General features: G+C 64.3%; 17 protein-coding genes. 13 read left to right on the forward strand and 4 right to left on the reverse strand.

What is annotated here, in order from left to right; translation table 11 throughout:
- Window positions 1-3: 3 nt before the first annotated feature.
- The 9 genes from iscU to AC1MEM_RS11640 all read left to right on the forward strand — a co-directional run bounded on the left by iscU (window position 4) and on the right by AC1MEM_RS11640 (window position 6,711).
- Complete coding sequence (gene iscU / locus AC1MEM_RS11600; protein WP_499477372.1) at window positions 4-393, forward strand: Fe-S cluster assembly scaffold IscU; 390 nt, start codon at window positions 4-6, stop codon at window positions 391-393.
- 39 nt (window positions 394-432) lie between these two features.
- On the forward strand, window positions 433-756 hold the full coding sequence (gene iscA, locus AC1MEM_RS11605; protein WP_499477373.1) for an iron-sulfur cluster assembly protein IscA: 324 nt from the start codon (window positions 433-435) through the stop codon (window positions 754-756).
- A 16-nt stretch (window positions 757-772) separates the two neighbouring features.
- Window positions 773-1,288 carry a Fe-S protein assembly co-chaperone HscB gene (gene hscB / locus AC1MEM_RS11610; RefSeq protein ID WP_499477374.1) on the forward strand — a complete coding sequence of 172 codons (516 nt, stop codon included), beginning with the start codon at window positions 773-775 and terminating at the stop codon, window positions 1,286-1,288.
- 147 nt (window positions 1,289-1,435) lie between these two features.
- Window positions 1,436-3,325: a Fe-S protein assembly chaperone HscA gene (hscA, locus tag AC1MEM_RS11615; RefSeq protein WP_499477376.1), complete on the forward strand. Its 1,890-nt coding sequence runs from the start codon at window positions 1,436-1,438 to the stop codon at window positions 3,323-3,325.
- Between the two features lie 165 nt (window positions 3,326-3,490).
- Window positions 3,491-3,832 (forward strand): ISC system 2Fe-2S type ferredoxin, encoded by a 342-nt coding sequence (gene fdx / locus AC1MEM_RS11620; RefSeq protein WP_499477378.1) that lies wholly within the window; start codon window positions 3,491-3,493, stop codon window positions 3,830-3,832.
- Between the two features lie 13 nt (window positions 3,833-3,845).
- Entirely contained in the window at window positions 3,846-4,040 is a 195-nt protein-coding gene (gene iscX, locus AC1MEM_RS11625) for a Fe-S cluster assembly protein IscX (protein WP_499477380.1), read from the forward strand.
- Window positions 4,027-4,929, forward strand: coding sequence for a class I SAM-dependent methyltransferase (locus AC1MEM_RS11630; protein WP_499477381.1), 903 nt, complete (start codon window positions 4,027-4,029; stop codon window positions 4,927-4,929). Before iscX ends, AC1MEM_RS11630 begins: the two co-directional genes overlap by 14 nt.
- A 4-nt stretch (window positions 4,930-4,933) precedes the next feature.
- On the forward strand, window positions 4,934-5,965 hold the full coding sequence (gene ltaE / locus AC1MEM_RS11635; RefSeq protein ID WP_499477382.1) for a low-specificity L-threonine aldolase: 1,032 nt from the start codon (window positions 4,934-4,936) through the stop codon (window positions 5,963-5,965).
- Window positions 5,965-6,711: a S4 domain-containing protein gene (locus AC1MEM_RS11640; RefSeq protein ID WP_499477384.1), complete on the forward strand. Its 747-nt coding sequence runs from the start codon at window positions 5,965-5,967 to the stop codon at window positions 6,709-6,711. Before ltaE ends, AC1MEM_RS11640 begins: the two co-directional genes overlap by 1 nt.
- Window positions 6,712-6,821: 110 nt before the next feature.
- Here AC1MEM_RS11640 and AC1MEM_RS11645 read toward each other — a convergent pair whose 3' ends face one another.
- From AC1MEM_RS11645 to AC1MEM_RS11660, 4 genes are read right to left on the reverse strand one after another with little or no spacing between them, the layout of a single operon-like run.
- Entirely contained in the window at window positions 6,822-7,388 is a 567-nt protein-coding gene (locus tag AC1MEM_RS11645; protein ID WP_499477385.1) for an RDD family protein, read from the reverse strand.
- Window positions 7,375-8,118, reverse strand: coding sequence for a DUF3106 domain-containing protein (locus AC1MEM_RS11650; protein WP_499477386.1), 744 nt, complete (start codon window positions 8,116-8,118; stop codon window positions 7,375-7,377). Before AC1MEM_RS11650 ends, AC1MEM_RS11645 begins: the two co-directional genes overlap by 14 nt.
- Window positions 8,115-8,516: a DUF3619 family protein gene (locus AC1MEM_RS11655; RefSeq protein WP_499477387.1), complete on the reverse strand. Its 402-nt coding sequence runs from the start codon at window positions 8,514-8,516 to the stop codon at window positions 8,115-8,117. Before AC1MEM_RS11655 ends, AC1MEM_RS11650 begins: the two co-directional genes overlap by 4 nt.
- On the reverse strand, window positions 8,513-9,082 hold the full coding sequence (locus AC1MEM_RS11660) for an RNA polymerase sigma factor (protein ID WP_499477388.1): 570 nt from the start codon (window positions 9,080-9,082) through the stop codon (window positions 8,513-8,515). Before AC1MEM_RS11660 ends, AC1MEM_RS11655 begins: the two co-directional genes overlap by 4 nt.
- A 1,152-nt stretch (window positions 9,083-10,234) precedes the next feature.
- Between AC1MEM_RS11660 and AC1MEM_RS11665 the strand changes: the two genes are divergently transcribed.
- The 4 genes from AC1MEM_RS11665 to AC1MEM_RS11680 all read left to right on the forward strand — a co-directional run bounded on the left by AC1MEM_RS11665 (window position 10,235) and on the right by AC1MEM_RS11680 (window position 20,125).
- A complete protein-coding gene (locus AC1MEM_RS11665; RefSeq protein ID WP_499477389.1) occupies window positions 10,235-10,909 on the forward strand; it encodes a sensor histidine kinase in 675 nt (224 codons plus the stop codon).
- Between the two features lie 393 nt (window positions 10,910-11,302).
- Window positions 11,303-17,476 (forward strand): SdrD B-like domain-containing protein, encoded by a 6,174-nt coding sequence (locus AC1MEM_RS11670; RefSeq protein ID WP_499477390.1) that lies wholly within the window; start codon window positions 11,303-11,305, stop codon window positions 17,474-17,476.
- Window positions 17,477-17,513: 37 nt separating this feature from the next.
- Window positions 17,514-18,749 carry a multicopper oxidase domain-containing protein gene (locus AC1MEM_RS11675; protein WP_499477391.1) on the forward strand — a complete coding sequence of 412 codons (1,236 nt, stop codon included), beginning with the start codon at window positions 17,514-17,516 and terminating at the stop codon, window positions 18,747-18,749.
- Complete coding sequence (locus tag AC1MEM_RS11680) at window positions 18,746-20,125, forward strand: multicopper oxidase domain-containing protein (protein WP_499477392.1); 1,380 nt, start codon at window positions 18,746-18,748, stop codon at window positions 20,123-20,125. The genes AC1MEM_RS11675 and AC1MEM_RS11680 overlap by 4 nt, the downstream gene beginning before the upstream one ends.
- Window positions 20,126-20,137: the final 12 nt, after the last annotated feature.

Genomic DNA, 20,137 nt, shown 5'->3' on the forward strand with positions numbered 1-20,137 from the left:
ACCATGGCATATTCGGACAAAGTACTCGACCACTACGAGAATCCACGCAACGTCGGCGCCTTCGACAAGGGCGATGACGCCGTCGGCACCGGCATGGTCGGCGCACCGGCCTGCGGCGACGTGATGAAGCTGCAGATCAAGGTGAACGAGCAGGGCCTGATCGAAGACGCGAAGTTCAAGACCTATGGCTGCGGTTCGGCCATCGCATCGAGCTCGCTGGTGACCGAATGGGTGAAAGGTAAAACCCTGGACCAGGCACTGGCCATCAAGAACACGCAGATCGCCGAAGAACTGGCGCTGCCGCCGGTCAAAATCCACTGCTCGATCCTGGCGGAAGACGCGATCAAGGCTGCTGTCCTCGATTACAAGACGAAGCACGCAACTGCGCAGTAAATTTGATCCGTTAGTTAGATTCGAGCTGGAGAGGAACGCATGGCAATCACACTGACCGAAAAAGCGGCAAGACACATCAGCCGTTTCATCGAGCGTCGCGGCAAGGGCCTCGGGCTGCGTTTCGGCGTGCGCACCACTGGCTGCTCGGGCCTGGCTTACAAGCTGGAGTACGTCGACGAAGCGGCGCCAGAGGACAATGTCTTCGAGTCGCACGGCGTCAAGGTCTTCGTCGACCCGAAGAGCCTGGCCTACATCGACGGCACCGAACTCGATTTCGCCCGCGAGGGCCTGAACGAAGGCTTCCGCTTCAACAACCCGAACGTCAAGGACAATTGCGGTTGCGGCGAGAGCTTCCGCATTTAAGCGCATTCAGAACCTGATGCAGAACCACTTCGAGCTGTTCCAGCTGCCGCCCCGGTTTGACGTCGACATGGCCGCGCTGGACGCGGCCTACCGCGAAATCCAGGGCCGCGTGCATCCCGACCGTTTCGTGAACGCCACCGATGCCGAAAAGCGCGTCGCCATGCAATGGGCCACGCGCGCGAACGAAGCCTATCAAACGCTGAAGAACCCGCAAAAGCGCGCGCAGTATCTGTGCGAGCTCAATGGCGTCGACTTGCAGACGGAGTCCAACACGGCGATGCCGATGGCCTTCCTGATGCAGCAGATGGAGTGGCGCGAAGAGCTGGGCGATGCGCGCGCGGCGAAGGATGCCGACGCGCTCGACGCACTGGACAAGCAGGTGCGGATGGAACGCAAGCAGATGCTGAAGGGAGTAGGGGAGCAGCTCGACGCCGGGGAATTCCAGAAGGCGGCCCAAGGCGTGCGCGCGCTGATGTTCCTCGATAAATTCGGCGACGAGGTACAGTACGCCTACGAAGCGATCGAAGGATAGGGACGTAGGGTGGGCGCCCCGTGCCCACGCGTGAAGCATGCGTCGCGTTGGCGCATCATTCCGCGTGGGCACGGGGCGCCCACCCTACAACGGCGATCCGAATAGCTCGGCCGGCACCACACAGAACAACAACCAGGTAACACGAACATGGCACTTTTGCAGATCTCCGAACCCGGCATGTCGACCGCGCCGCACCAGCATCGGCTGGCCGTCGGCATCGACCTGGGCACCACCAATTCGCTCGTCGCCACGGTCCGCAGCGGCATTCCAGAAGTGCTCAGCGACGAGGACGGCCGCGCGCTGCTGCCATCGGTCGTGCGTTATCTCGCCAACGGCAATGCCCACATCGGCCGCAAGGCGCAGGCCTACCGCACCACCGACCCGAAGAACACGGTCGTCTCGGTCAAGCGCTTCATGGGCCGCGGCCTGAAGGACATCGCGCACGCCGAAAACCTGCCGTATGACTTCGTCGACGGCCCCGGCATGGTCCAGATCCGCACCGTCGCCGGCGTGAAAAGCCCGGTCGAGACCTCGGCCCAGATCCTCGCGACCCTGCGCCAGCTGGCCGAAGATTCGCTCGGCGACGACCTGGTCGGCGCCGTCATCACCGTGCCCGCCTATTTCGACGACGCCCAGCGCCAGGCCACCAAGGACGCGGCCCAGCTGGCCGGCCTGAACGTGCTGCGCCTGCTGTCGGAACCCACCGCCGCCGCGATCGCCTACGGGCTCGATCACGGCTCGGAAGGCGTCTACGCGGTCTACGACCTGGGCGGCGGCACCTTCGATATCTCGATCCTGAAGCTGTCGAAAGGCGTGTTCGAAGTCCTGTCCACCGGCGGCGATTCGGCCCTGGGCGGCGACGACTTCGACCACCGCCTGTTCTGCTGGATCACCGAGCAGGCCAAGCTGTCGCCGCTGTCGGAAGAAGACACGGCGACCCTGATGGTGAAAGCGCGCCAGGCCAAGGAACTGCTGTCGACCAACGACGACACGACGATCGACGCCGTCCTGAATTCGGGCGAACTGGTGCACGTGAACCTGACCGCGCAAACCTTCGCCGAGATCACGAAGCACCTGGTCGCGAAAACCATGAACGCGATCCGCAAGGCCATGCGCGACGCGAACGTGTCGGTCGAGGACGTGGACGGCGTTGTCATGGTCGGCGGCGCGACGCGCATGCCGCACGTGCGCCGTGCGGTCTCCGAGTTCTTCCACACCATCCCGCACGCGAACATCGACCCGGACAAGGTGGTCGCCCTGGGCGCCGCGATCCAGGCGAACCTGCTGGCCGGTAACCGCGCCTCGGGCGACGACTGGCTGCTGCTGGACGTCACGCCGCTCTCGCTCGGCATCGAGACGATGGGTGGCCTGGTCGAGAAGATCATCCCGCGCAATTCGACGATTCCATGCGCGCGTGCGCAGGAGTTCACGACGTTTAAAGATGGCCAGACCGCGCTGGCGGTGCACGTCGTGCAGGGCGAGCGCGAGCTGGTGTCGGACTGCCGTTCGCTGGCGCGTTTCGAGCTGCGCGGCATTCCGCCGATGGCGGCCGGTGCGGCGCGCATCCGCGTGACCTACCAGGTCGACGCCGATGGCTTGCTGTCGGTCGCGGCGCGCGAAACCCGTTCGGGCGTGGAAGCGTCGATCACCGTGAAGCCGTCGTACGGTTTAGGTGACGACGAAGTGGCGCGCATGCTGCAGGATTCGTACAGCTCGGCGCAGGTGGACATGCAGATGCGCGCGCTGCGCGAAGAGCAGGTCGAGGCCGAGCGGATTTTGCTGGCGACGCAGTCGGCGCTCGATACGGATGCCGACCTGCTGGAGGCGGCCGAACAGGAAGCGCTGGCAGGGTTGGTACAAGGCGTGCGCGATGCGTTTGCGCGTTCGAACGACGCCGAGGTGGAGCCGGGCGCGCGCCAGAACGCGCTGCACGACGCGGTCCAGTCGCTCGCCCACGGCACCGAAGAATTCGCCGCGCGGCGCATGGACAAGAGCGTGCGCCAGGCGCTGGCCGGCAAGTCGCTCGACGAGGTGTAAGCGATCCACGAACGCGTGCTGATGACGTGACACCGACGTAGGGTGGGCGCCCCGTGCCCACGCGGAACGATGCGCCAACGCGACCCATGCTTCACGCGTGGGCACGGGGCGCCCACCCTACGGTCCCGCACACAGAACGATATAAATTATTTTAGAGGTAACAACGTGCCACAAATCGTCATCCTGCCCCACCCGGTCTTCTGCCCCGACGGCGCCGTCCTCGACGCCCCGGCCGGCAAATCCGTCTGCGACGTCATGCTGGAGAACGACATCGACATCGAACACGCCTGCGACCGCGTCTGCGCCTGCACCACCTGCCACGTCATTGTGCGCGAAGGTTTCGATTCGCTGAACGAGCAGGAAGAAAAAGAAGAAGACATGCTCGACAAGGCCTGGGGCCTGGAGCCGAACTCGCGCCTGTCGTGCCAGGCGATCGTGGCGGATGAAGACCTCGTGGTCGAGATCCCGAAGTACACGATCAACCACGCGGCCGAAAAGAATCACTGATCAGGACAAAGCCATGAAGTGGACCGAAGTGACGGCAATCGCCGAAGCGCTGTTCGAGAAGTATCCGGACGTGGACCCGACGAACGTTCGCTTCGTCGACCTGCACAACTGGGTCGTCGGCCTCGAGGGCTTCGACGACGACCGCTCGCGCGGTGGCGAACGCGTGCTCGAAGCGATTCAAACGGCGTGGATCGATGAAGCGCGCTGACAAGAAGCCGGACATCGCTCCGGAACTCCCGCCGGAAGTGCGCCCCGGGCAGTCGATCGAATTGCTCAAGGAACTCCACATCCTGACGCGTGACGCCAAACTGAACCAGGACAGCCGCCGCAAGCTGAAACAGGTCTACCACCTGATCAACTTCATCGAGCCGCTGGTGAAGGACGTGCGCGCGGAGAAGGGCACTGTCTCCCTGGTCGACCACGGCGCCGGCAAGTCCTACCTCGGCTTCATCCTGTACGACCTGTTCTTCAAGGGATTGCAGGACAAGGGTTTGGAGGATAATTCGCACATCTACGGCATCGAGACGCGCGACGAGCTGGTCGCGAAATCGACCGGACTGGCGGCGCGCCTGGGCTTTGCGAACATGTCCTTCCTGCCCCTGTCGGTGGCCGAGTCGACCACCTCCAGCCTGCTGCCGCAGACGATCGACATCGTCACCGCGCTGCACGCGTGTAACACGGCGACCGACGACGCCATCGACTTCGCGCTGAAGAAGAAAGCGAAGCACATGGTGCTGGTGCCGTGCTGCCAGGCCGAAGTCGCATCCGTGCTGCGCAAGAACAAGGGCAAGGACCTGGGCAAGAGCGCGCTGACCGAAATCTGGCGCCGCCCGATCCATACGCGCGAATTCGGGAGCCAGGTGACCAACGTGCTGCGCTGCCTGCAGCTCGAAGCCCACGGCTACGAGGTGACCGTCACCGAACTGGTGGGCTGGGAACACTCGATGAAGAACGAGCTGATCGTCGCCACCTATAAAAACCTGCCGCGGCGCCGCCCGAGCGAGCGGCTGCAGGAAGTGCTGGCGACGCTGGGACTGGAAGAGATGGGCCAGCGTTTCTATGCCTCGCAAGCCGACGCCGTAACCAACGACGATTAACATCATGAGCGAAAAAATCAACTGGATCGACCTGCGCAGCGACACCGTCACCCAACCGTCCGCTGCGATGCGCGCCGCAATGGCCGCCGCCGAAGTCGGCGACGACGTCTACGCCGACGACCCGACCGTCAACCGGCTGCAGGACTACGCGGCCGACCTGTTCGGCTACGAAGCCGGCATGTTCGCCCCCAGCGGCACGCAAACGAATCTCATCGCGCTGATGACCCACTGCGGCCGCGGCGACGAATACCTGGTCGGCCAGGAAGCGCACACCTACAAATACGAAGGCGGCGGCGCCGCGGTGCTGGGCTCGATCCAGCCGCAGCCGATCGCCAACCAGGCGGACGGCGCGATTTCGCTGGCCGACATCGAGGCCTACATCAAGCCCGACGACATGCACTTCGCGCGCACCCGGCTGCTGGCGCTGGAAAACACGATCGGCGGCCGCGTGCTCGGCCAGGACTATATCGCCGCCGCCACCTCGCTGGCGCATGCGAAGAACCTCGCCACCCACCTCGACGGCGCGCGCGTGTGCAATGCGGCCGTAAGGCAGGGCATCGCCCTGCGTGAAGTAGTCAAAGGCTTCGATACGGTCTCGGTCTGCCTGTCGAAAGGCCTGGGCGCGCCGGTCGGCTCGGTGCTGCTGGGACCAAAGGCGTTTATCGAACAGGGCAAGCGCTGGCGCAAGATGCTCGGCGGCGGCATGCGCCAGGCCGGCGTCCTCGCCGCCGCTGCGCACTACGCGCTCGAGCACAATGTGCAGCGCCTGGCGGACGACCATGAGAATGCGGCGCTGCTGGCGCGTGGCCTGGGCGAGATCGATGCGTTGAACGTCACCACGCCGCAGACCAACATCTTCTGGATGGACATCCCGGCCGCCGCCTGCGCGCCGCTGAGCGCGTCCCTGGCCGAACAAGGCATCCGTGCCTCGATCGGCCCGCGCACGCGCCTGGTGACCCACCTGGACATCTCGCGCGCCGACGTCGACACCGTCGTCGCCGCGTTCAAGACCTTTTTCAAGAACTGGCATGCCTGATGCGTAACGAGGAAAGCAAGGACGGCGTCCGCCTGGCCAAGCGTGTGGCCGAACAGTTCGCGTGTTCGCGCGCGGAGGCGGAGCGCTACATCGCCGGCGGCGGCGTCTCGGTCGATGGCGTCGTGGTCGAGGATCCTGCCACGCGCGTGACGCCTGCGCAGACTGTCGTGCTGCTGCCGGGCGCCAGCATGGAGGAAGCACCGCCGGTGACGATCCTGCTGCACAAGCCGGCCGGGATGAATTCCGGCGTCGGCGCACGCGGTGCGAGCGCGCTGGAATGCCTGGCGCCGGAGACGCTGGTCGTCGGCGGCCACGGCCAGCCGCGCTTCCTCAAGCGCCACCTGGCGCGCCTGACGCTGTGTACGCCGCTGGAAACGGATGCCAGCGGGCTGCTGGTCTACACCCAGGACTTCCGCGTTGTTCGCAAATTGCTGGACGACGGCGAGCGCGTCGAGCACGAGTATGTGGTGGAAGTGTCGGGCGGGATTGCCGAGAATGGCCTCGCCCTGCTGAACCACGGCCTGACGTTCAGCGGCAAGCCGGTTAACCCGATGAAGGTCAGCTGGCAAAGCGAGGGGCGTTTGCGCTTCGCGGCGAAGGGGATGCGTCCGGGCCAGATCGAGCACATGTGCGCGGCAGTGGGCCTCACCGTCACCGATATCAAGCGCCTGCGTGTGGGGCGGATGTCGATGGGTGGCTTGCCGGCGGGGCAGTGGCGGTATTTGACGGAATACGAGCGGTTTTGATTGACGGTCCGGCGAGTTCGAGTCGCCGGACCTTGATGCGCTGTAACGCGTGGAGTCCTGACTCCACGCGTTACAGCGCAAGCACAAAGGCGGCAACAAACGCGGCCGTCTTACTTCTTCTTCCCCGCCTTCGGCAACGCAATCAGCCGCGTCCCCGCGATCCGGTCATGCAAAAACTGCCGGTCCTTGTCGAGGAAGGCCGTCAACGCCCAGGCCACCAGGCCGATGACCAGTACGATCGCCCACTCCCTGACGTGGTGGAAATCGCGCAGCGCGCCCAAGGTCAAGGCCGGCGCGAACCAGCCCCAGGCCAGCAGATAGCGAATCGCCGCATTTTTAAAGGGCACCTTCGCAACACCCACCTTCACCACCTTGATGCGCCAGGTCTTCATGGCCAGCGTAAAGCCGCTGCCGCTCCAGGCATGCACGAAGTACGCCGCCGCGACCAGGAACAGGAAGGCCATCAATCCCGCGCGATATGCCGGCGCCTGGCGGTTGCCGGTGACGAAAATGTAGATGAAGACGGCCAGTGCCTCGACCGCGATCAGGAGAAAGGCTTCGTACACCATCGCGATGACGCGACGTTTGACGGTCGGCGTGCCGATGAGGGCGGGCGCGGTGTCTTGCGCAGTGGCTGGCGCAGTGGCTCGCGCAGTGGCTCGATTATCCGTTTGCATTCGACGTGGCAGGAGCGGCGATGGGTTGGGCGGCCGGGGCGGCGGGTGCGGCAGCCGGTGCGACAGGCGCCGGCTGGTTGACCACCGGCGCGGTCGGGATCGCGGCAGGCGGCTCGGGCGACATGCAGGAGGCGCCGCGGCGCGTGGTGCCGGCCGGGCAGCTGGTCGGCGCCACGATCGTGGTCGTCGTTGCCGGATTGTTGGCCGTGGCCGCGTTCTTGCGCGCCGCCGCTTGCGCCAGGCGTTGTTTCTCGCCGGGCGTGAGCTGCTTGTAGCTTTCCCAGGTCGCGGCCTTGTCGCCCGGCGCGAGCTTGCGCGCCTTGTTGTAGTTTTCGCGCGCGAGGTTGCGCTGCTCGGGCGTCAGGCGCATCCACTGGCGCATGCGCTCGTGTACCCGTGCCTGCTCGAGGGGATTCATCGAACCGAAGCGGCGCGACATCTCGAGCCATTTTTTCTTGCGCACGCCATCCATTGCGTCCCACTCGGGATGCAGCGGTACGAGCGCGGCCTGCTGGGCCGGCGAAAGGTCGCGCCAGAGCGGCGGGTCGAGCGCGCGCGCCATTTTGCCGGGTTTGTCCGGCGTAGCGGCGGAGGTGGCAGCAGGGCGCGCGCCGTCCGGGACGCCGTTCGCTCCCTGATGCCAGACGGACCAGGCCGCGAGGCCTGCCAGCAGCGCCGCCACCGCGGCAATCCAGCCGAGGCGGCGGGGCTTGGAAGGGGGTGTCCTCATTGCTGGCGCTGTTGCGACTCCAGGTAGGCATTGAAGCCATGGTCGAGGTAGGCCGTCAGCGGCAGTTCGTCGGCGAGCACGGCCGCATCGAGTTCGGCCAGTTCGGCAATGCGCTGCTGTTGTTCGTACTGGTACAGCCCGCCCAGGCCGACGACCAGCGCCACCAGGGGAATCGCCACGCCAAGGCGGCCGAGGCTGGCGCCGGAGAAATGGAAGTCGACATCGAAGAAGCGGCGCACGCCTTTGCCGCGACTGACCGGCGCGTCGGCCTTCTTGCGCGACAGCGCGAGCGCGCGCGCGGCCGCCAGGCGCTCGGTCGTGGAGGCCGGCAGCGCGTCGAGGTTTTCGTTCAGGGCGTGGCGCAGCTTGTACGCCAGGTTGATGTCGTCGGTATTCATAATTTTATTCCCTTGGCCCGCAGGGCATCGGCAAGGGTATGCGTCGCGCGGGAGCAGTGCGTTTTGACGCTACCCTCCGAGCATCCCATTGCCGCGGCCGTTTCGGCCACGTCCATATCCTGCCAGTAACGCATAAGGAAGGCTTCGCGTTGACGCGCCGGGAGCTTTTGTATCTCCGCTTCGATCAGCTGCAAGGTCTGGGCGCGTTCGACCTGATCCATGCTGGACTCGGCCGCCGCCGATCCTTCCTCCGCTTCGTACGAATCGAGTATATCAAAGTCCTCGTCGTCGCCCCCATGCCGGCCGAGGCCGGAGAAGAGGCTGACCCAGGTGTTGCGCACCTTTTCGCGACGAAAATAATCGAGGATGGTGGTCTGCAGGATGCGCTGGAACAGCATCGGCAATTCGGCGGCTGGCTTGTCGCCGTATTTTTCGGCGAGCTTGATCATCGCGTCCTGCACGATGTCGAGCGCAGCTTCGTCCTTGCGCACCGCATACACGGCTTGCTTGAACGCCCGCCGTTCGACATTCTCGAGGAAGTCGCCTAGTTCTTTGTCTGTCGCCATGCGATGAGGGGGTGGTGCGCACAGATGCTTGGTCCGTGCTTTATGGAAAACTCACGAATCCTAGCAAAAATCCTTCATGTACGCACAGTAATTGCTCAGTGGCGTCTCGACCCAGCGTTCGCACTTCCAGAAAACGCATGCGCTTGCTCGAAATAATTCCTTATCCGAGCGGCAGCGACCAGCCAGTTTGAACCCTCACTGGCCCGGCTTACGCGCCTCTTGCCATCCTGCCGCCAGGTCGTCGGTATCGGGTTTCTCGATGCCACGCTCGGCGCCGACGTGTTGCTACGGAACTGCCGGAAGTGTCGATGACGCTGGCGGAACGCCAACTCTGCGTGCGACGCTCATCGATAGGCTGTGTTCCGATCGCAGCGCCGATAACTGGTCGCATTCGTTTCATTCTGCGCTACCTGCACAGCATAATATCCATAGATTAGTTTCCTTAATCGAAACCTCCGCTGTTTTTGGTTTCGGCGGAAAAGGAAGCAAGCCGGAGTTATTGAATATTTATCATAATTTAACGCCGTCTTAACACTCGTATTGGTGAGACGCCGAATAAATTCGCGACAGATGAGCGCCTGTTCAAAACGCATCGGAGATTTGCCTCGGCAGCAAGGACCGTAGTTATGCATTTGTCGAATGGGTAGGCTGGAGAAAGCTTTCCTCCAAGCTGACAGGACTCTGCGCGGATATCGGGTGCGCCATCGCTCGCCTCAGTCCTGCCGGCGTGGCATGCAGCCCACGGCTTATCGAAACGTTGTTCGGCTTTTTGCGGATAACGGTGGCTTGCCGCGTTTGGAATGAGAAGTCACCATGCTGTGAAGCGACGAGTGCTCCCTACGGCAAAAATGAAATGATAATCGTTTTCATTCGTTAATACGCGTTGTAAATATGCGATATGAATAAAAAAGCGTCGTGTTCGTGATGCATGCAGCATAAATGCACGTAAGATCAATCCCAATATTCTGTAAGACAAAACCTACAGGTTGGGAGGGGACGATGTTACACCATGTAGAGGGTTATGCAGGTGCACCAGAATTGTCGAGTGCCGGCGGAGAAGCAGCATTTGCCGCCATCAAAACGGGTCGGATTCCGACACGCTTGCGCTTGCCTGATGGCGCTCAGGCCGCGTACGGCTCGGTGGACGCAGTCATGCGCACGCTGGCGATCCAGGAAACGGAACGCCGGCGTATCGCGTCCGAGCTGCATGACGGACTCGGGCAAATGCTGACGCTGGTGTTGCTGGAACTGCGCAATGCGAAGGCAGCGCTTGCGGGCTGTGTCGGCGGCGCGGCCACCGAGGTTTCGCTCGAGCGCGCGGCGGCCGAGGCCCGCAATGCGATGGCGGAGCTGCGCCGTTCGGTGATGGCGCTGTACCCATCGATACTCGACGACCTGGGACTCGTGGCCAGCCTCACCTGCCTGTTGCGCGACGTCCGTCACGCTGAGCCGCAGATGTCCATCGAGTCGCTCGTGTCGGTCGCCGATGGGGACATCCCCAAGTCGCTTCACATCGTCATTTTCCGCCTCGTGCAGGAAGCGGTCAATAACGTGGTCAAGCACGCCGGTGCTTCCAGTCTGACGGTCACCTTGCGTAAAACCGGTGCCCTTGTACTGCTCTCAGTGCAGGACAACGGATGCGGCGTGGACAACCCAGATGGCACAATGCCACGTAATCGTCGAGGCCTTGCCGGGATGGTACGCCGTGCGCAAGCGTCGCGTGGCGAGCTGACGATTTCGTCGAGCCGCGAGTCTGGCACCTGCCTGACGGTGATTTGGCCCAAAGTCGGCGTGTCCGATCCCGCGGCAGCCAGCCTCGGGTCGTAAGGGGCGATACCGGCGCCTGGAATGGCCGCGCTGGCCATTCCAGGCGCCGGCGTGTGCATCCCGTATTTCCGCCGCATTTTCCTTTCCCGACCTTTCACTCCTGCGCATGCGCGGCGACGCCGCGCCCAGCGCTATCTCACCATCACTCCCACCCGCGCTGGACTGCGCCGGACGGCGATGCACGCGCAAGCGCATGGGCAACGCCATAGCACCCGCATGCCCTGCGTCCAAGGTAGCCAGCTCGTACGTAGTTTCCCCATGGTGAACTGCAGTCTTTGCCTCGCTGTTCCAACAGTGGCCCTGTCCCATACTCGATTCCGGTGGTAACAAAGTGTTACCAATTGGTGAACTCTTCGTTAATGGTGTCGCGCCGGAACGCCAAAGGATCTTGTCATGAACAATCTGAACATCGAGTCGGTGCTGCAACGCAGAGCCAGACACATGCTTCCGCTGCTGCTGTTGCTGCTGTTTGCCTGCCTGGGCGGGTTCGCGCAGGCGGGCCCGCTGAAAATCACGGTCATGGGTACCGACCCGGCTGGCAACGTCATGGAACTGAAAGACTACCGCTGGACCGTCGAACAGGACCTCAGCAAGGCCTCGGTACCGGGGCAACATGCGACCCGCGACAACTACTCGTTCAGCTTCCACACGAGTTACATGCCCGTCGTCGCGGCAGGCAAGATGACCGCCGGCGGGCCCGTGGTAGGAAACGATTGTAGCGATCCGGCCTCGGTGGCCTGCCTCGATCCGGACCGCAAGTACATGGCGGCGCCTGTCCTGGATCCGAACCAGCGCTACTACGTTTCGGTGCTGCCGGAAGATGGCTATTCGATGGGCGGTACCGCGATTCCGGCAGGTGCCGACTCGGTCACGGTCTACGTCAACAAATACCCGTTGCCGGCCGCGCAGATCTCGATCTTCGTGTTCAACGATAACAGCCCGCTGAATGCGGCGCCGGACCTGCCCCAGGAACAGGGACTGGCCGGCTTTACCATTCTCCTGACCGAAGCGGGCGGCACCTACGGCGCCTCGGGCGGCCAGGTAACCCAGGACGCCTTCGGCAACCCGCTTGGCACGACCTACAAGACCACCTGCGGCACGGGCGAGGCCCTGACCGCCGGCTACTGCTATTCCGGCGGCAAACCGGTCATGCTGGCACGCGGCAGCGGCATCATCAAGAGCGGTGCGAACGGGATTGCGGTAATCCGCAACCTGTTCCCCGCGAAGTACACGGTGCAGGTGATTCCGCCGACCGGCAGCGACTGGCACCAGACCACCACGATCGAAGGCACGAAGGGCGATGACGCCTGGGTCAAGAATGGCGAGCCGCCGTTCTTCCAGGAATTCGGTCCCCCGGGCCACCACGTCTTCACCGGTTTCACGCACTCGGGCTTCCTCGCCAAAACCGGCAATACGCCGGTGCTCAACGGCGCCGCCACAATCACCGGCAAGATCGTCAACATCCACAATTCGCGTCCACCTGACTACAGCTTCCATGACGGCATCGCCTTCCCGGGCTGCTGGGTCGGCCTGAACGAGGCGACCGGCTCCAAGCGCGCGCTCTACGCGACGCCTTGCAACGCCGACAGCACTTTCTCGATTCCGAAAGTCCCCGCCGGCACTTGGGAGCTGGTGGTCTGGGACGACGCCCTGGACCTCATCATCGCCACCGCGCCCGTCACAGTCCCCGCCGGCACTACCACCAAGGCCCTCGGCAACGTTCCGGTCTTCAACTGGTTTGCACGCTACGAAGGGCGCGTGTTCTTCGATAATAACGGCGACGGCTTCCCCGATGCGGGCGAGACCGGCATTCCGAACCAGGCGATGAACATCCGCTTCCGCGACGGCAGCATCTACCAATCCACCCTGACCGACTCGAAGGGCGAATTCAAGTTCAACGAGCTATTCCCCTTCTTTAACTGGATGATTGGCGAGGTCGACTACTCCCGCTTCAAGGCCACGGGCGCCACCATCGTGGTCGATGCCGGCGGCGCGGTGCCTGCGCACAATGGCTGGACGACCCCGTCCTTCAACAAGCTCACGCCCCAGGTCTATACCTGCACCGCCGATGACGTTGCTGAAAATACTGCGGGCAGCCCCAACCTTTGCCTGACCGCGGGCGAGACCAAGCCTTACCGCGTCGAGCACGGCGTCGTGCTGCTCGAGGGCACCCAGACCTTCCTGGGCCAGACCAACCACATCGAGTGGGGCAAGAAAGCCTACAGCGGCCAGGAAAACGGCGGTATCGCCGGCATCGTCGAATACGGCATCACCCGTGCCGAGGACGATCCGAAGAACGCGACGGCCGAGAACTGGGAGCCGGGTATTCCGCGCGTCCAGGTCAACCTGTATCTCGATTGCGATAACGACGGCAAAGCCGACAAACCAGCGCTCGCCGCCGACGGCACCTGTGCCAGCGCCGGCGCCGATGCGCTCAGCTCGCAAGGCTACAAGTACGATCCGCCCGACGTCGACAATTTTCCGTTCTGCTGGCGCGACCCGGCATCGTGCGGCCTGACGACGGCCCAGAAAGGCCCCGAGGACATCAAGCGCAGTGCGCTTGGCGGCGAGGTGTTCAGCTACGGTGACGTCTTCCGCTGGGGGACAGACGAGGAGACCGGCCAGCCGTATGTCGGCCTCGGCAAGACCGACGGCTGGGACGATGCACTCCCTTCCGACTGTCCGGGCGAAAAGTACGCAGTTCCTTATGGTACGGACAAGGGAAAGCCGCTCGATTGCTATGACGGCCTGCGCAACTGGAACCAGGCCCGTCCCGCTGTGTTCGATGGCGGCTACGCCTTCGGCATCGTCGCAGGGCAGGCCAACCTGCCGAACAAGAAATATATCGTCGAGGCTGTCGCGCCCCCGGGATATTTCCACCAGGGTAATGGCGACAAGAACGTCGTCTTTGGCGACCAGGTGAGCCCTTCGCCGCTGGCCGAGCCGTACGTCTGCGCCGGACAGGACCTGCCGATCCCCGAGATGCTGACCCTGTTCCCGGGCCAGCAGCAGAAGAACCCGATGTACAAGCCCGGCCAGACCTGGAAGAAGTGCGACATGAAGCTGGTCGACATGCAGCCTGGCCGCAACCCTGCGCCGAACTTCTTCCTGTACACGGAAGCACCGGTGGCGGGCCACGGCGTCGGCTTCATCCTCGACGACCTGTCGAGCGAGTTCGACGTCAATGCGCCGACCTTCGGCGAGAAGCATGCGCCGCCGCACCTGCCGGTGTCGCTGCATGACTGGACCGGCCGCGAGATCGGACGCGTGTATGCCGACGAATTTGGCTCCTTTAACTTCCTGGTGCCGTCGACCTTCACCATCAACCCGCCGTTCCCTTCCGGTGTATCGCCGAACATGATCACGTCGTGCATGAACTCGCCGGGTCCGATCGCCGATCCGAACGGTGGGACGAATCCTGACGGCAGCCCGAAAATGGTCATCGATCCGTTCTTTAACCGCAGCTACAGCCAGTTCTGCTATACCTTCCAGTACCTGCCGGGCAAGACCACCTATCTCGACACGCCGGTGGTGCCGGTGGCGGCCTTCGTTGGCCCGGCGCAGAACCCGCTCGACTGCGAATTCGGCGACGGCACACCGGTGATCTACAGCGTGACCGGCAATGGAAGCAGTGGCGCTGCCGGTCCCTGGGTGCCGGCCAGCGGCCCGCGCACCCTGACCATCGTCTCGGCCGGCAAGGTCGACGTGCTCAATCCCTACTATGACCCGGCAGACGGTTCGTCCCGCCTGATCAAGCGAGACTTCGGCTTCGGTGCTGCCGGCGCAAACAATAAAGTCATGCTGGGCAAGCTGGAACTGCCTGTGACGAGCTGGTCGGACGGCGTGATCGTGGCGACCGTGCCGAACAATGCGAGCACCGGCCAGCTGACCGTCATCCGTGCCGGTACCAGCTCGCCGGTCGGCCTGACCGTGACGGTGGGCGGCGTGCCGCCGAAATATGTGCCCGCAGGCGGCAGCATCCAGGCCGTGATCGACGCACCGACCACCAATGATGGCGACCTGGTCATCGTGCCTCCGGGGATCTACAACACCCCGGTCATCATGGACAAGAAGATCCAGCTGCAGGGCTGGGGCGCGATGTCGACCATGATCAATGCCGCCAAGATCGATAGCAACACGCTGAAGAAATGGCGCAGCCTGCTCGACCGCAAGATCGACGCGACACCGGCCAGCCCGGCCGTGATCGATCCCGACACCGGGGTGAATACCCTGAACGCCGGCCCGAAGCGCACCTTCGACCTGCTGCCAGGCCAGTCGCTCGGCGGTAACCTGAGCGAGAACGAGCCGATCCTGTTCGGCGCGGAAGAGGCTCCCGGCGTGCTGGTCGTGGGCAAGGCAGCGCAGAATGGCAACGACAACGGCCACTTCAATGCGAACAATCCGGCGCGCATCGACGGCCTGACGATCACTGGCGCCGATGCCGGCGGCGGGATCCTGGTCAGCGGTTATGGCCGCAACGTGCAGATTGCGAACAACCGGGTCGTCGGCAACTCGGGCACGTATTCCGGCGGTATCCGCGTCGGCCACGTCGACCTGATGGACGCGACCAACACGGCCTACGGCGGCTACACCGACTCGGTCGACCCGAACGTCAACATCCACCACAACTGGGTGGTGCAGAACGGCGGCACCGAAGCGGGCGCCGGCGGCGGCATCGGCATCGGCAACGGCGCCAGCAACTACCAGGTCGTGAACAACTACGTCTGCGGCAACTTCACCCTGGGCCACGGCGGCGGTATCGGCCAGCTGGGCCTCGCCAACGGCGGCACGATCGCGAACAATTCGATTGTTTACAACCAGAACTTCAACCAGGCGGCCAGCACCACCGGCGGCGGTGTCTTCATCGGCGGTCCTGCACCGATCAATGCCGCTGCCCGCTCGGCCGGTTCGGGTTCGGTGTCCCTGGTGCAGAACCTGATCCAGGGTAATAACTCGGGTGCGGGGGCGGGTGGCGGCGTGCGCCTGTCGCAGATCAACGGCCTCGACGTCGAACGGGCTCCGAACAGCGAGTCGGCCTGGAACACGGTGACGATGGTGAACAACATCATTGTCGACAACGTGGCCGGCTACGCGGGGGGCGGGGTGTCGATCGTCGATGCGCTCAAGGTGAACGCCTCGAACAATACGATCGCCTTCAACGACACCACCGCGACCACCCAGGAAGCGTTCGCGAATGCCGGCGATCCGCAGTCGGACCCGCAACCGTCGGGATTGGTCTCGCATCGCACCAGCGATGGCCTGCTGAGCGCGCTGACGACGGCTGCCCGCCGCACGCAGTACCGTTTCTCGAATCCGGCTCTGGCGAACAACATCCTGTGGCATAACCGCGCCGGCTGCTGGGCAATCACCGGCACCGGCCCGGGCGAGTTCGGTCTGTTCGACCCGGCCAGCAATGGCGGCTGCAACACCGGCTCGCCGATGGGCACGAACCCGGTCTACGTCGACCTTGCCGTACTCGGCACGGCGGCGCAGGGCAGTATGGCCAACAAGTATGTCGGCGCCGGCGTGGACAAGATGAACCCCGACCACAGCATCCTGAGCGACCTGCTGGGCAGCGCAGGCTATGCCAACAACGGCAACAAGTCGGTGGACCCGCAGTTCGTCGCCTGGTATGCCAACGGCGACCGCAAGCCGATGCCCTTCGTCCCGGGCTTCTCGACGACGATTGACACCGCGGCCACCAGCGACGAGGGCGGCAATTTCATCGACATCCGCTACGGTCCGCTGACGCCGTGGAACTGCACCGCTGCAGGCGGCGCGGTGAAATCGCCGCAGAACGCAGCCAACTGCCCGCTGTTCGGCGACTACCACCTGAAGCCCGGCTCGCCGGCGATCGACGTGGGCCTCGCCAGGACCGGCGCGAACGGCGTACCGGCGCTCGACTTCGATGGCGATGCCCGCACGGTCAACAAGATCGACATCGGTGCTGACGAGCTCGGTAGCGGCGGAACGACGCCGCCGCCGGACCAGAACGCACCGTCGCTGGCGCTGCTGGATGCCTTCAACCGGCCCAACGCGAACACGCTGGGCGGCAGCTGGAACCAGGGCGTGTTGTTCGGTGCCGCGGCCTTGCGGGTGAACAACCAGCAAGGCCTGGCAGGCCTGCCCGGAGCCGCCTTCTGGGGCGCCCAGTTCGGCGCAAAGCAGGCCGCCGCGATGCTGTTGTCGACGGCGCCCGCAAACGGCGCTGCCCTGCTGCTCAAGGCGTCCGGCAATTTCGTCCTCGGCACCTACCCCAGCTACGTCCGGGTCCGCTACAACAACGGCGCCATCCTGGCCGAGACCACCACCAACGGCGGGCTGGGCTTCAGCACTCCGTTGACGGTTACGGGCAGCGCGGCGCTGGCCGCGGGCGACACCCTGGTGGCGCAATGCGATGCCGGCGGTACGGTCAACGTGTGGCGGGTCAGGGGCGGCACGACGAACTTCCTCGGCTCGGCAGCCTTGCCCGCCAGCGGCCCGGCGGGCGCGGCGAGCGGACGGATCGGCGTGAACCTGCCGCTCAACGCCCGGATCGACGATTTTGCCGGCGGCACCGTGCCCTGAGCGCGGCGATTTCCACCATTGACTGAAGGAGCATATCGTGAGCGCAAAGAAAGGCAATCTCGGGAGACTGGTACTGCCAGCGCTGGTGGCGGCCGCGTTCGGACTTCCTGGCGCCGCCCGGGCCGGGGTGTTCGTCCAGTGCCCGGGCGACACCAACGGCGACGCCCGCTGGACCGGTAGCGAAGTGCAGCCGCCCAATACCGCCTGCAAGCACCTGACGGCGGGTGACGGCTTCGTCACCATGGCCGACGGCCGCCAGATGTATATCTTCGGCTTCAACGATGTCACCGGCATCCCGGCGGCCAACATCGCGCTGAACCTGGCGCGCGCCAATTTCGTGGCGCCGCTGATCGAGCTGAAGGAGGGCGAGCGCTTCTACCTCACGCTGAGCAACGTCGGGATGGTGGCGCGTCCCGACCTGTTCGATACCCACAGCGTGCACTTCCACGGCTTCGCAAACCAGGCGCCGGTCTTCGACGGCGTCCCGGAGCCCTCGTTCACGGCCAACATGGGCGCCAGCGTGACCTATTTCTACAACCTGAACGAGCCTGGCACCTATATGTACCACTGCCACGTCGAGGCGACCGAGCACATCCAGATGGGCATGCAGGGCCAGCTCTTCGTCAAGCCCAAGCAGGATGGCACGTCGAAGACCTACAAGGGCAAGACCTACAACAAGTTCGTCTACAACGACGGCGACGGCTCGACCGGCTATACCAAGGCGGTCGCGCTGCAGCTGACGGCCTTCGACACGGCTTCCCACGAGGCCGATTTCGCGATCCAGCCGATCCCGTTCAACGAGATGAAGACCATCTACCCGATGATTAACGGGCGCGGCTACCCGGACACGGTGAATGCGAACGCCTTGCCGCCGACCCGGGTCGATCCCTATACCGCGGGCACGACCTTCCAGTCGCAGAAGACGCCCGCGCTGGTGACGCTCAACCGGACAACCGAAGGCTCGCGCCTGCTGCTGCGGCTGTCGAACCTGGGCGTGGCCGACTACTACACCATGACCGCGCACGGCTTGCCGATGACGGTCGTGGGCGGCGGCGCGCGCCAGCTGCGCGGCCCGACGGGCAAGGACCTGTACTTCGACACCTCGTCCGTCACGCTGGGCGGTGGCGAGTCGGTCGAGGTCATGATCGACGCCTCGGCGGTGCCGGCCGGGACCTATTTCTTCTACACGACCAACCTGAATTTCCTCAGCAATAACGAGGAGGATTACGGCGGGATGATGACGGAAATCGTGATCACGGGAGCTTCGACATGAGAACAGAAAAAACGAGCCAGGGACTGCGCACGCTGCTCGGCGCGCTGGCCTTCGCCTGCCTGGCGGCGCCCGTCGCCAGCGTGCAGGCCAAGATCGACGGCGTGAGCGGCAGCGGGGCGGGCACGCCGGACAGCCCGCGCACCTTCAACCTGGTCGCCAGCGACGCCAGTCTCGTCACCGGCGACGGCAATACGATTTACGCCTGGGGTTATGCCGACGCGGCGACGGGGACGATGCAGTATCCTGGCCCGACGATGATCGTGCAGCAGGGCGACACGGTCAGGATCAATCTCGTCAACCACTTGCCGGTGAATGGCCAGCCGGTGTCGATCGTCCTGCCGGGGCAGATCGGCGTGAGTGCGGCCTGTCCGGAACCCGCCGGCGCCTGCGGCGAAGGCCTGCTGACCAAGGAGGCCGGCCGCGACGGCAGCGTCAGCTACACCTTCGTCGCGGGACAGCCGGGAACCTACCTGTACCACAGCGGCAGCAACCCCTCGCTGCAGGTGGAGATGGGCTTGCTGGGGGCGCTGATCGTGCGGCCGAGCGGGTTCAACGCCGAATCAGCCGCCACGCGCAAGGCCTATAACCAGCCGGGCACCGAGTATGACCGCGAATTCATGCTGCTGTTGACCGACATGGATGCGGCGATGCACGACCGGGTGTCGGACCAGGTCCAGAACGGGAAGCCGGTATCGGTCGATACCTCGGCCTTCTACGCCACGATGTGGTTCATCAACGGCCGCAATGCGCCCGACACACTGCTCGCGGCCGGGGTTCCCTGGATGCCGAACCAGCCCTACAATGCCGCGCCGATCATGCACCCGGGCGACAAGGTGCTGGTGCGCGAGCTGAACGCAGGACGCGACCTGCACCCGTTCCACCATCACGGTGCCCACATGCAGCCGCTGGCGCGCGATGGCCGCGTACTCGAAAGCGCTCCCGGCGCCGGCCCCGACCTTGCCTCGGCCGACTTCACCATCCGCAGCATCCCGGGCCAGACGGCGGACCTGATCTTCGAATGGACTGGCAAGAACATCGGCTGGGACATCTATGGCACCGGCAACGGCCACACCTGCGTGCCCGACGCGAGCGGATTCAGCCCGACCAAGGAGTGGTGTGCCGACCATAACAAGCCGTTGCCGGTGATCCTGCCAAACCAGCAGGACGTGGCCTACGGCGAGTACTACAGCGGCAGTCCCTATCTCGGCACCTATGGCGTGCTGCCCCAGGGGCACCCGGGCTTGAGCGAGAACGCCGGGTATTTCCATATCTGGCACTCGCACAACGAAAAGGAAATCACCACCAACAACGTCTTCCCGGGCGGGATGAAGACCTTCCTCATCATCGAAGCACCCGGCGTCGCGATCACGGAATGAGGGGATGGCCAT

The sequence above is a fragment of the Telluria sp. AIW5 genome (assembly GCF_056680575.1).

Bases quoted from the DNA above. Each gene is read 5' to 3' on its own strand.
- iscU (WP_499477372.1), top strand. From the start codon at position 4: ATGGCATATTCGGACAAAGTACTCGACCACTACGAGAATCCACGCAAC.
- ltaE (WP_499477382.1), top strand. From the start codon at position 4,934: ATGAGCGAAAAAATCAACTGGATCGACCTGCGCAGCGACACCGTCACC.
- AC1MEM_RS11660 (WP_499477388.1), bottom strand. From the start codon at position 9,082: ATGGCGACAGACAAAGAACTAGGCGACTTCCTCGAGAATGTCGAACGG.
- AC1MEM_RS11630 (WP_499477381.1), top strand. From the start codon at position 4,027: ATGAAGCGCGCTGACAAGAAGCCGGACATCGCTCCGGAACTCCCGCCG.
- AC1MEM_RS11645 (WP_499477385.1), bottom strand. From the start codon at position 7,388: ATGCAAACGGATAATCGAGCCACTGCGCGAGCCACTGCGCCAGCCACT.
- hscB (WP_499477374.1), top strand. From the start codon at position 773: ATGCAGAACCACTTCGAGCTGTTCCAGCTGCCGCCCCGGTTTGACGTC.
- AC1MEM_RS11680 (WP_499477392.1), top strand. From the start codon at position 18,746: ATGAGAACAGAAAAAACGAGCCAGGGACTGCGCACGCTGCTCGGCGCG.
- iscX (WP_499477380.1), top strand. From the start codon at position 3,846: ATGAAGTGGACCGAAGTGACGGCAATCGCCGAAGCGCTGTTCGAGAAG.
- AC1MEM_RS11650 (WP_499477386.1), bottom strand. From the start codon at position 8,118: ATGAGGACACCCCCTTCCAAGCCCCGCCGCCTCGGCTGGATTGCCGCG.
- AC1MEM_RS11670 (WP_499477390.1), top strand. From the start codon at position 11,303: ATGAACAATCTGAACATCGAGTCGGTGCTGCAACGCAGAGCCAGACAC.
- AC1MEM_RS11665 (WP_499477389.1), top strand. From the start codon at position 10,235: ATGCGCACGCTGGCGATCCAGGAAACGGAACGCCGGCGTATCGCGTCC.
- iscA (WP_499477373.1), top strand. From the start codon at position 433: ATGGCAATCACACTGACCGAAAAAGCGGCAAGACACATCAGCCGTTTC.
- AC1MEM_RS11655 (WP_499477387.1), bottom strand. From the start codon at position 8,516: ATGAATACCGACGACATCAACCTGGCGTACAAGCTGCGCCACGCCCTG.
- AC1MEM_RS11640 (WP_499477384.1), top strand. From the start codon at position 5,965: ATGCGTAACGAGGAAAGCAAGGACGGCGTCCGCCTGGCCAAGCGTGTG.
- hscA (WP_499477376.1), top strand. From the start codon at position 1,436: ATGGCACTTTTGCAGATCTCCGAACCCGGCATGTCGACCGCGCCGCAC.